The organism is Alteromonas profundi, from assembly GCF_010500865.1.
GTDB classification, from domain to species: domain Bacteria; phylum Pseudomonadota; class Gammaproteobacteria; order Enterobacterales; family Alteromonadaceae; genus Alteromonas; species Alteromonas profundi.
Window position 1 is genome coordinate 69,456 of the sequence record NZ_JAAAWN010000003.1, and the last position, 10,766, is coordinate 80,221.

A 10,766-nucleotide genomic window follows, 5' to 3' on the forward strand; every position below is an offset into this window, starting at 1 on the left:
TATACATGCATTAGGCTTTACCGCTAAGTAATTGTGTTTTAAAGGATATCCATGAGCGAAGCTGTATTCGAATTTCCGTTGAAGGAAAAAGTGCGTAACTATCTGCGCGTTGAGCAGCTTCTTGGGCAGTTAAAAGCGACCTCGAAACATGACGACACTCATTTACAGCTGGTGTTTTTCGAGCAGTTGTTTGAGCTATTAGATTTAATTGAGCGGTTAGATTTACGCTCAGATATGAACAAAGACCTCGATGCCCATGAGAAAAATTTAGTTTATTGGTCACAGCATCCTAAAATTGATAGCACAGCACTGGATCAAGCGCTAAAAACCATTCTTTCACTTAAACGTAAGCTAAAAACCGAACGTCGGTTTGGGAGCGAGTTAAAAGAAGACAAGTTACTGAGCAGTATTCGTCAGCGCTTTGCCATTCCAGGAGGCGCGTGCAGCTTCGATCTACCTAACCTACACTTTTGGGTACAGCAACCGGCGGCTACACGCCAAGCTGAAATCGCCGCATGGTTAGATACCCTTGCGGTTCTTGATGACACCCTAGCCGTTAGCTTGTCGTTTATACGTGAGCGCGGACAGTTTAAAACCACTACTGCGGAGAATGGCTTTTATCAGGGTGTGGCCGAAGATAAGAATGAACTTATACGTATTCGCTGTCGAATAGATGAAGGTTACTACCCTACCCTAAGTGGAAATAAATATCGCTATGCTTTGCGCTTTCTATGGTTTGCACCTAGCGAAAATCAAGCGTCGTCAGTGGAAACAGATATACAGTTTATGCTGGCAGCCTGTTAAACTAGCTTACAGCTAACGTTTACTAGGAGCACGCGATGGAAGTAACCTGTCCTATTTATTCAAAACTCGTGCCATGGAATGACCAGAGTACTTATCGTCCCTTTTGCAGCAAAAAGTGCCAACTTATCGATTTAGGTGAGTGGGCCAGTGAAGAGCGCACAATAGCCGCCAAGCCAGCAGAAGATGACACCCCAAAGGATATTGACATAGAAGAGATTGAAGCCATGTTAGCGCAGCAATCTGACGACTTCTTTAAACATTAAAGGATGACAATGATTAACAGCATTGCAGTAGTTGGCGGCACTCACGGTAACGAAATGAGTGGAATACAACTTATACAAAATTGGGAGTCACAAGGCACCCCTGAACGCTTCAGCAATTTAGACATTACCCTTTATAAGGCGAACCCAGCCGCTATTGCTGCTAACGTAAGGTTTATAGAAGAAGACTTAAACCGCCAATTTATCTTATCTAACCTTAGCGCTGAAACTTCATCGCAAGAGCATGAACTGGCTAAGGCAATCAATGAGCAATTAGGCCCAAAAGGTAATTCGTCTACCGATTTAGTCATCGATATTCATAACACCACAAGTGCTATGGGCGCCACCTTAATTATCTTAGCCGTAGATGAGTTTCATACGCAGCTTGCGCGCTATGTAAAACACCACATGCCAGAAGCGAACATTCTGGTAGAAGACGAAAAACCGTACCTTGATCATGGCTATTTGTGTACCACCGGCAAGCGCGGTGTAATGATTGAGGTAGGTAGCCAGCCTCAGGGCGTTTTACGTGAAGATGTCTATCTACTGACTCAAACCATGGCGGAAGTACTGCTCGACTTTTGTATGGCTTATAACGCCAATGAACTCGGCGAGTACAGTGAGTGCGAGGCCTTTCGATTAGGCGAGAACGTATCGTTTCCCCTAAACGACGCGGGAGAGCGTACAGCCATGATACATCATGGGCTACAAGATGCTGATTTTGCCCCCTTACTGCCAGGTATGCCTATGTTTCGAACCTTCGACGGTAAAGATATAAATTGGCAGGGAGACAAGGAAACATACCCTCACTTTATCAACGAGGCTGCATACCATAAATTAGACGTGGCCTTTGCCACTGCCGATAGGGTTATGCTGTAACCACGCCAGTTACACGTTAAATGCAGAAATAAAAAAACGGTCATCAAAGACCGTTTTTTTGTGTGTAAATAACGGCTACCCGTTGGTTTACGTGCTTTTCAGTGCACTAATAATAGCGCGATTTGCCGCCGGAAAGTCTTCTGCGTTAAGGGTACTTACGGCTTGCCATTTAAAGCGCTGACCTTCTTTACCATGAGGCTCGCCTTCAAAGGCTATTACCCTATGTACATCAAGCTTAACGTGCTTATCACCGTAATCATGCTCAATAATCGTTAGCGGTTGGCATGTAAGAACCTTAATACCTACTTCCTCTGCTAATTCGCGGGTAAGCGCGTCGCTAACGGTTTCCCCTGCTTCTACTTTGCCACCGGGAAATTCCCACTTTCCGCCCTGGTGAGCATCGTTTGCGCGCAAAGTAATAAACACGTTATCGCCGCGGGCAATCACGCCTACGGCGACATGTACCAAGGTCATTAGCTTAACTTACCGTGGCACTGCTTATACTTTTTACCCGAACCACAAGGGCAAGGGTCGTTGCGGCCTACTTTTGGCCCGTTACGCATTTCGGTGCGTACCTTGTCGCTTTTTTCTTCTGGCGCAGCAGAGGTGTCTTCATGCTCGTAGTTTTTAGGTACGTTATCCGCTTGACGACGTTGTTCTTCCACTTTCTGAACATCTTCTTCAGCCTGAACTTTAACCCGCGACAATATCGTGATCACCTCTACCTTTAAGGCTTCTAGCATCTCTGAGAATAGGGCAAACGACTCACGCTTATATTCTTGCTTAGGGTTTTTCTGTGCGTAACCACGTAAGTGAATCCCCTGACGCAAGTGATCCATAGCAGCCAAATGTTCTTTCCAATGGCTGTCTAGATTTTGTAGCATTACCGCTTTCTCGAACTGACGTAGCACTTCCGAGCCCACAACCGCTTCTTTCGCTTTGTAAGCATCAACCACTTCACCGTGAATACGCTCACGCAGCTTTTCTTCGTATAACTTATCGTCGTTTTCTAACCACGTTTTTATCGGTAGATCAACGGCAAAATCGGCTTTCAAACGCTCTTCAAGCCCATTCACATCCCACATATCTTCAAGAGATTGTGGTGGCACATACTCATCTACCACCCGGGTAATGACGTCTTCACGAATAGCAGCAATGGTTTCACTGATATCCCCTTCATCTAACAATTCATTACGCTGTTCGTAGATAACTTTACGTTGGTCGTTCGCCACATCGTCATACTCAAGCAACTGCTTACGAATATCAAAGTTGCGACCTTCTACTTTACGTTGCGCGTTTTCGATAGCGCGGGTAACCCAAGGGTGCTCTATAGCTTCACCGCGCTCCATACCCAGACGCTTCATCATATTGCCCATCTTTTCAGAGGCAAATATACGCATAAGTGCATCGTCTAGCGATAGATAGAAGCGGCTTGAACCTGGGTCGCCCTGACGACCAGAGCGCCCACGTAACTGGTTATCGATACGGCGAGATTCATGACGCTCGGTACCAATGATGTGTAAACCACCTGCCTCTAATACTTCATCGTGACGCTTTTGCCATTCGGCCTTAACCTTATCAATCTGCGCCTGAGTAGGGTTTTCAATTTTCTCTAATTCTGCTTGCCAGTTACCCCCAAGCACAATATCTGTACCACGCCCGGCCATGTTTGTTGCAATGGTAACCGCGCTAGGCTTACCTGCCTGCGCTACGATATCTGCTTCGTGTTCATGGAATTTTGCGTTTAACACCTTATGAGGGATTTTCGCTTTTTTAAGAATACGAGAAATAAGTTCAGAATTCTCGATAGAGACTGTACCCACCAAGGTAGGCTGACCACGCTTAACGCAATCTTTAATATCTTCAACGATGGCTTCGTACTTTTCTTCTGCCGTTAGATAAATAAGATCGGCTTTATCCTTACGTTGCATCGGCTTATTAGTAGGAATAACCACGGTTTCTAAACCATAAATATGCTGAAACTCGAATGCTTCTGTATCAGCAGTACCCGTCATACCTGAAAGTTTATTGTACAAACGGAAATAGTTTTGGAACGTAATAGACGCAAGGGTTTGGTTTTCGTTTTGAATACGTACGCCTTCTTTTGCTTCCACCGCTTGGTGTAGGCCTTCAGACCAGCGACGTCCTTCCATTGTTCGGCCGGTATGCTCATCAACAATAACCACTTGGTCGTCTTTAATAATGTAGTCTACGTCTTTCGTAAACAGCTTATGCGCGCGTAGTGCTGCATTAATATGATGCAATAACGATATGTTACCGGCGGCGAATAACGATTCACCTTCAGGTAAAATGCCTTCTTGTTGAAGAATTTCCTCTACGTGTAACTGTCCACGCTCGGTAAGGTGAATTTGCTTGGCTTTAAGGTCAATAGTGAAATCACCGTCGCCCTCTTGCCCTTCTTCGTCTTCTTTTTCTTGCTGAACCAGCTTAGGAATGACTTCATTAATGCGACGATACAGTTCTGAACTGTCTTCGGCTTGCCCTGAAATAATCAGTGGCGTACGGGCCTCATCAATTAAGATAGAGTCTACTTCATCGACAACCGCAAAATTAAGTTCGCGTTGCACCCGATCTTGCGGGCTAAATGCCATGTTATCTCTAAGGTAATCAAAACCAAATTCGTTATTAGTACCATAGGTGATATCAGCTTGATAGGCTTCGCGCTTTTGTTCTGAGGATAGCCCGGGAATATTACACCCAACGCGCATGCCAAGAAATGAAAACAACTGGCTGCTCCACTGAGCATCTCGGCTAGCAAGGTAATCGTTCACGGTAATTACGTGAACCCCTTTGCCTGAAAGCGCATTTAAGTAGGTAGGCAAGGTAGCTGTAAGGGTTTTACCTTCACCGGTACGCATTTCTGAAATTTTACCTTCGTGAAGCACTTGGCCACCCAGCATTTGCACGTCGAAGTGACGCATGCCGTATACTCGCTTACTGGCTTCTCGAACCGTCGCAAACGCTTCGTTTAACAGGCTATCTAAGCTCTCACCTTTCTCAATACGAGACTTAAATTCTTCGGTTTTGGCCTTTAACGCCTCATCAGAAAGCTTTTCGTATTCTGCTTCCAGTGCATTGATGGCATCTACGTTTTTGCGTAATTTTTTTAATAGACGGTCATTTCGGCTACCGAATACTTTTCTAAGGATGCTTGAGAACATTAGCTTTTTTATTCCACTACTTGTCGAGACGCCGCACAGTAAGCACAGCTGATTTTAAACTTTATAGCAATACTTTAAGGGTATTACCGAGCGATTTCTAGCGCGTAAGCGGATTGCTTACTTACCTGGCTGCTACCTTCGTTTATTTTTTATACACAAAAGGTAGAGGATCGATTTGCTTACCGTTTCTTATTACTTCGTAGTGAACATGAACACCAGTGGAACGCCCTGTATTTCCCATCTGAGCAATGGGTTGACCTTTAGTCACCACATCGCCCACTGAAACAGTGAGGGTATCGTTATGCCCGTAACGGGAAATGTACCCGTCACCGTGATCAATTTCTACTAAATGGCCATAGCCATAACGTTCGCCAGCCCAGGTAACAATACCTGCTGCAGTGGCCACTACGTTATCTCCCGCCTTACCAGCAAAGTCTAAACCTTTGTGCATTGCAGGTTCACCAGTAAAGGGGTCGGCGCGCATACCATAATAAGAAGACAACCATCCCGACTCAATCGGACGACCAGATAATTGGCTCTGTTCGTGGATATGGTGTCCCCGCACCAAACTTTCAAGCATGGAAAGTTGTTGAGATTTTACATCGAGAGATTGCTGTAGCTCAGCAATCTCACTGAGTAAGGGGTCACCGTGGAGGTTATCCGGTATCGATACGGGTACAAAAGCGTCCAGGTCAGTCGCTGTCATACCTAATTCTATTGCTATTTGCTTACCCTTCTCGTCAAGCAGCGTGGCTTGCGCTGAAAGTTCAGCGACGCGAGAAAGTAAGGCGTGTAATTTATTGGTGGTCTGTTGTTTGAGTGCTTCGACTTCTTGCTTAGTCTCATTCACTTCTGATTGCGCAAGGCGTACTCGGGCAATATCTTCAGACACAGATTCTGTGGAACGGCTAGACACAAGCATAAAAATAGAAGATAGCACAGTGGCACTGACAAGAGTACGCACGCTGATGCTATGGCGATATCGCTTATTTTTGCCTGTTAGAGTTATTGTTAGCTTCATACCACGAATAAGGATGTTGGTAACGAACGCACACAGCTAAATCACTATAAACACCCACAACCAAAAAGGAAGCTAGGCAATGAAAACTGGCGGAACGTCTTTTTTATGTAATTATAAGGCTACTGTACCACTATTTAGACTAAATGCTAACTGTAAAAAAGCCGCCCTTTTGGCGGCTTCATACAATTGGTTACGCTAACACGGGTTGCGCGTAGCGAATAGGTGCATTTTCCTGAGAATCGTAAGTAACGTATTCCCAACAATCTTTCTGTTCTAGCACAGCGTTTAACAGCTTGTTGTTCAAGCCATGGCCAGTTTTATACGCACGCAGTTCACCAATAAGGCTGTGACCGCCCAGGTATAAATCACCAATCGCATCAAGGATTTTATGCTTGAGGAATTCGTCATCATAACGAAGTCCTTCAGGGTTAAGCACGCGGAATTCATCTAACGCAACCGCATTTTCCATGCTGCCACCTAACGCTAGGTTGTTCGCGTTCATGTATTCTAAATCGCGCATAAAACCAAAGGTTCTGGCTCGGCTTACTTCGTTAACATACGAGCATGAATCGAAGTCCATAGTCATATGCTGGCGCGTTTGACTGATTACAGGGTGGTCGAAATCAATTTTGAAATCGACACGGAAGCCATCGTAAGGCACAAGTTCGGCCCACTTATCACCATCTTCAACGCGAACCGGCTTTTTAATACGGATAAAGCGTTTAGGCGTGTTTAGCTCTTCAATTCCTGCAGATTGTAGCAAAAATACGAATGGGCTGGCACTACCATCCATAATAGGCAGCTCGTTGCTATCAACCTCAACAATAAGATTGTCGATGCCTAATCCAGCTAACGCAGAAGCTAAATGCTCAACGGTTTGAATTGTCACACCGTCTTCATTATTTAAACACGTACACAGCATGGTATTACCCACAGCGTTTGCACGCGATGGAATATCAACATGAGGTTCAAGGTCTACACGCCGAAACACAATTCCCGTGTTCGCAGGCGCAGGCCGGAGAGTCATTGTGACCTTTTCCCCTTTATGAAGCCCAATTCCAGTTTCTTGTACTGGGTGCTTGATTGTACGTTGTCTAATCATCTGCTTTAGCTTTCACCTGTCAAAAAAAGCGGTGGCGAATTATAGTGAGTTATCACTTACTTGTCAAAAAGTATGCAGCCTGCGCCTAAAAAAGCACAGAAATAGTCCACCTTCGCTATACATTTTTACACTGAAACGATAGCAAATTCATAATCTTTGCAATCATTTACAGTGCACAGCCCCTTCCATTGTCTTACGACAACAAAATTCACCAAATGTTCATATTTTCATCAAAAATATGAATTAATCCGCTTGCTTGCGTAAAAATGCAGGTATATCTAAGTACTCAAGATCGTTATCCGGCTGGGCATTGTCTTCAGCTTTCAACGCTTGATTTCCTTCGGTTCCACCCACCGCTGGACGCTGCTCAGACGAAGAACTGCTACCATACTCTTTCGCTGGAGTCGTTAATCGTGAACTTTCGGTGTTAACCAAAGAGATATCAGGCTTACGTTCAGCACCAATACCTGTCGCCACTACAGTAACCCGCAGCTCTTCCGTCATTTCCATGTCGATGACCGTACCTACTACCACAGTTGCGTTTTCAGATGCGAACGCTTTTACGGCATTACCTACCGTTTCAAACTCATCGATAGCAAAATCAGGACCCGCGGTAATGTTCACCAAAATGCCCCGGGCACCTGACAAATCAATATCTTCTAGTAGTGGGCTGGCAATGGCTGACTCTGCCGCCTCTTCAGCTCTATCTGGGCCGCTTGCAGCACCGCTACCCATCATAGCTTTACCCATTTCAGACATCACTGTACGTACGTCCGCGAAATCCACGTTAATTAGACCAGGGCGTGTAATAAGTTCTGCGATACCCTGCACCGCGCCACGCAATACATCGTTTGCCGCACTAAACGCTTGCAACAGCGGCGTTCCTGGACCCATTACTTTTAATAGCTTTTCGTTAGGAATAGTAATGAGTGAGTCCACATTATTTGCTAACTCAACAATGCCTTGTTCCGCGAATGTGGTACGCTTTTTACCCTCAAATGGGAAAGGCTTAGTCACCACAGCCACTGTCAAAATACCCATTTCACGGGCAATCTTAGCCACTTCTGGTGCAGCACCTGTACCTGTACCGCCACCCATGCCTGCGGTGATAAATACCATGTCGGCTCCATCAAGCGCCTGGCGGATGGTTTCTCTGTCTTCTTGTGCAGCATCGCGTCCGATATTCGGATCGGCGCCAGCGCCTAGCCCTTTGGTAACACTAGAGCCAATTTGTAAGGTAACATCGGCACTTGAACTACGTAGTACCTGTGCATCGGTATTTACCGCAATAAACTCTACGCCTTCAATACTTTGTGACACCATGTGTTCAACGGCATTACCACCACCGCCACCAACACCGATGACTTTTATTACGGCTTCTTCGCCGTGACTATCCATTAATTCAAACATACTTACTCTCCGGTTGTACGTCTTCAAACACTACACTAAAACACGCTATTTTGGCTTTCTGCTTCCTGCTCACCGAAGTGTTTTAGCCGCAGCGCCCCCAAAAAATTTAAAATTCGCCTTTAAACCAGCTTTGCACGCGGTGAAATAAGCTTTCACCGGTTTTTTGCTTACTGGACTTCTTATTATCTGCTTGCATCTTGCCGTACTGCAAAAGCCCTACGACTGTTGCAAATCCGGCATCATCAACATACTCGGATAACCCTTTCATGTTGATGGGGCTGCCCACTCGCACGGGCATTTGGAAAATTTCCTCGGCAAACTCAACTGCGCCTTCCATTTTGGCGGTGCCACCGGTAAGTACTAACCCCGCGGCAATTTGCTCTTCCAAACCACTGGCACGTATTTCATCGTGTACCAGTTCAAAAAGTTCTTGATAACGAGGCTCAATAACCTCGGCTAACGTATGGCGCGACATGACACGGGCAGGACGCCCGCCTACACTTGGCACCTCAATACTGTCTTCCATACTCACCATATCTTTTAATGCACAAGCGTAATTAACTTTAATCTCTTCTGCATTACTAATAGGGGTACGAAATATCTTCGCGATGTCGCTGGTAATTTGATTACCGGCCACAGGAATAACTGCGGTGTGGCGGATAGCGCCATCGGTATAAATCACCATATCCATAGTGCCGCCACCGATATCAACCACGCATACACCCAGTTCACGTTCATCATCGGTAAGCACAGCGTAACTTGAGGCAAGCGCCGAGAAGATAAGTTGATCTGCATTTAGTTCGCAGCGCTCAACACACTTCACCATGTTTTTTGCCATATCATCGGCACACGTAATAATATGTGCGTCAGCTTCCATCCGCACGCCTGACATGCCAATAGGGTTTTTTATCCCCTCTTGAACGTCGATAGTAAACTCTTGCGGTAACACATGAAGTAAGCGTCGTTCTGCGGCAATAGGCACACTGCGCGCAGCATGAATTACATTGTCTACATCTTCTTGCGTTACTTCTTGGTTGTTAATAGGCACCATACCATTTTCGTTCTGGCATTTAACGTGGCGCCCCGATATAGACATAAATACAGAGGATACACGGCAATCTGCCATCAACTCCATTTCGTTTACAGCGCGTTGCACTGATTTTACAACCAAATTTAAATCGTTAACGCCGCCTTTATCCATACCTTTAGCGGCATGCGTGCCCACACCAACGATGCTGATTTGATCATCATCTAGCAATTCACCCACCACGGCCTTTACTTGGCTGGTGCCGATATCTAAGCCTACAATCAAATTGCGTTCAGCAGGTTTTGACATGGTTTCCTTAACTCTCTTTATTTTCCGTGTTGCTGGCGGGATCTACCCAGCCTACGGCAACACCAGTGTCATAGCGAAGGTCGACATACTTTACCGCCTTCTCTTGTTGCGCCAGTAACGGATACACATCGATAAATCGCTGTAATCGGTCGATAAACTCCTGACGCCCTAAATTCAATTCTATGCCGCTTTGTAGCTGAACATGCCACGCAAACCGTTCACTTAAGGATAATTCTTTGATATCCATATTCGTGGTTGCTAACAAGGCGTGCATTGCATTAAAGCCTTCTAGCGCGGTCTTTTCGCTGCCCCCTGGGCCATACAAACGCGGTAACGCGAGTGTTTTCCCTTCGGCACTAAAGGTTTCACCGTAGGGGTTAAGCAATAGGTCTTCATTCCACCTAGCCACAGGTTGTTGTTCAACCAAATAAATCTTCAACGTATTCGGCCATTTTTTACGTACCGAGGCCCGATACACCCATGGCTGCGCTTCAACTAACTGAAAAACATCGTTAACATCAAGGGCAAAAAAGCTGCCCGGCTGCGCCTTACGAATAAGTCGTTCTAACTTAGCTATATCAATATGCTGGTAGTCACCTGAAAAATCAATGACTTGCACCGGCATTTGTTGTTCATCCTGTAAATACTGGTTGGCTTTAATAGCACCAAACACCAATGACGCTAACACTACAAGTAGGAAAGATACACCACCTATTAGGGCTGTGCGGCTTTTCGCTGGCTTGTTTACTGTATTAACGTCTTTTGACACCGC

Annotated in this window: 10 protein-coding genes; 3 read left to right on the plus strand and 7 right to left on the minus strand. The window is 45.6% G+C overall.

Annotated elements, in window-relative coordinates:
• The first annotated feature begins 51 nt into the window (after positions 1 to 51).
• From zapD to GTH32_RS03075, 3 genes are read left to right on the plus strand one after another with little or no spacing between them, the layout of a single operon-like run.
• Positions 52 to 804: a cell division protein ZapD gene (zapD, locus tag GTH32_RS03065; protein ID WP_163083771.1), complete on the plus strand. Its 753-nt coding sequence runs from the start codon at positions 52 to 54 to the stop codon at positions 802 to 804.
• 35 nt (positions 805 to 839) lie between these two features.
• A complete protein-coding gene (gene yacG, locus GTH32_RS03070) occupies positions 840 to 1,067 on the plus strand; it encodes a DNA gyrase inhibitor YacG (protein WP_163083772.1) in 228 nt (75 codons plus the stop codon).
• Between the two features lie 9 nt (positions 1,068 to 1,076).
• Positions 1,077 to 1,943, plus strand: a complete 867-nt coding sequence (locus GTH32_RS03075) for an aspartoacylase (RefSeq protein ID WP_163083773.1) — start codon at positions 1,077 to 1,079, stop codon at positions 1,941 to 1,943.
• Positions 1,944 to 2,030: 87 nt separating this feature from the next.
• Here GTH32_RS03075 and mutT read toward each other — a convergent pair whose 3' ends face one another.
• The 7 genes from mutT to GTH32_RS03110 all read right to left on the minus strand — a co-directional run bounded on the left by mutT (position 2,031) and on the right by GTH32_RS03110 (position 10,763).
• The gene (mutT, locus tag GTH32_RS03080) at positions 2,031 to 2,417 is read right to left on the minus strand and encodes an 8-oxo-dGTP diphosphatase MutT (protein WP_163083774.1); all 387 of its coding nucleotides are present in this window, start codon (positions 2,415 to 2,417) and stop codon (positions 2,031 to 2,033) included.
• Positions 2,417 to 5,125 carry a preprotein translocase subunit SecA gene (secA, locus tag GTH32_RS03085; protein WP_163083775.1) on the minus strand — a complete coding sequence of 903 codons (2,709 nt, stop codon included), beginning with the start codon at positions 5,123 to 5,125 and terminating at the stop codon, positions 2,417 to 2,419. The genes mutT and secA overlap by 1 nt, the downstream gene beginning before the upstream one ends.
• A gap of 142 nt (positions 5,126 to 5,267) precedes the next feature.
• Positions 5,268 to 6,146, minus strand: a complete 879-nt coding sequence (locus GTH32_RS03090; RefSeq protein WP_163083776.1) for a M23 family metallopeptidase — start codon at positions 6,144 to 6,146, stop codon at positions 5,268 to 5,270.
• 190 nt (positions 6,147 to 6,336) lie between these two features.
• Entirely contained in the window at positions 6,337 to 7,248 is a 912-nt protein-coding gene (gene lpxC / locus GTH32_RS03095) for a UDP-3-O-acyl-N-acetylglucosamine deacetylase (protein ID WP_163083777.1), read from the minus strand.
• Between the two features lie 243 nt (positions 7,249 to 7,491).
• Entirely contained in the window at positions 7,492 to 8,658 is a 1,167-nt protein-coding gene (gene ftsZ, locus GTH32_RS03100) for a cell division protein FtsZ (protein WP_163083778.1), read from the minus strand.
• Positions 8,659 to 8,764: 106 nt separating this feature from the next.
• Complete coding sequence (gene ftsA, locus GTH32_RS03105; protein WP_163083779.1) at positions 8,765 to 9,994, minus strand: cell division protein FtsA; 1,230 nt, start codon at positions 9,992 to 9,994, stop codon at positions 8,765 to 8,767.
• 7 nt (positions 9,995 to 10,001) lie between these two features.
• Positions 10,002 to 10,763, minus strand: coding sequence for a cell division protein FtsQ/DivIB (locus GTH32_RS03110; protein ID WP_343033379.1), 762 nt, complete (start codon positions 10,761 to 10,763; stop codon positions 10,002 to 10,004).
• Positions 10,764 to 10,766: the final 3 nt, after the last annotated feature.

Bases quoted from the DNA above. Each gene is read 5' to 3' on its own strand.
- GTH32_RS03075 (WP_163083773.1), top strand. From the start codon at position 1,077: ATGATTAACAGCATTGCAGTAGTTGGCGGCACTCACGGTAACGAAATG.
- GTH32_RS03090 (WP_163083776.1), bottom strand. From the start codon at position 6,146: ATGAAGCTAACAATAACTCTAACAGGCAAAAATAAGCGATATCGCCAT.
- ftsA (WP_163083779.1), bottom strand. From the start codon at position 9,994: ATGTCAAAACCTGCTGAACGCAATTTGATTGTAGGCTTAGATATCGGC.
- lpxC (WP_163083777.1), bottom strand. From the start codon at position 7,248: ATGATTAGACAACGTACAATCAAGCACCCAGTACAAGAAACTGGAATT.
- secA (WP_163083775.1), bottom strand. From the start codon at position 5,125: ATGTTCTCAAGCATCCTTAGAAAAGTATTCGGTAGCCGAAATGACCGT.
- yacG (WP_163083772.1), top strand. From the start codon at position 840: ATGGAAGTAACCTGTCCTATTTATTCAAAACTCGTGCCATGGAATGAC.
- zapD (WP_163083771.1), top strand. From the start codon at position 52: ATGAGCGAAGCTGTATTCGAATTTCCGTTGAAGGAAAAAGTGCGTAAC.
- mutT (WP_163083774.1), bottom strand. From the start codon at position 2,417: ATGACCTTGGTACATGTCGCCGTAGGCGTGATTGCCCGCGGCGATAAC.
- ftsZ (WP_163083778.1), bottom strand. From the start codon at position 8,658: ATGTTTGAATTAATGGATAGTCACGGCGAAGAAGCCGTAATAAAAGTC.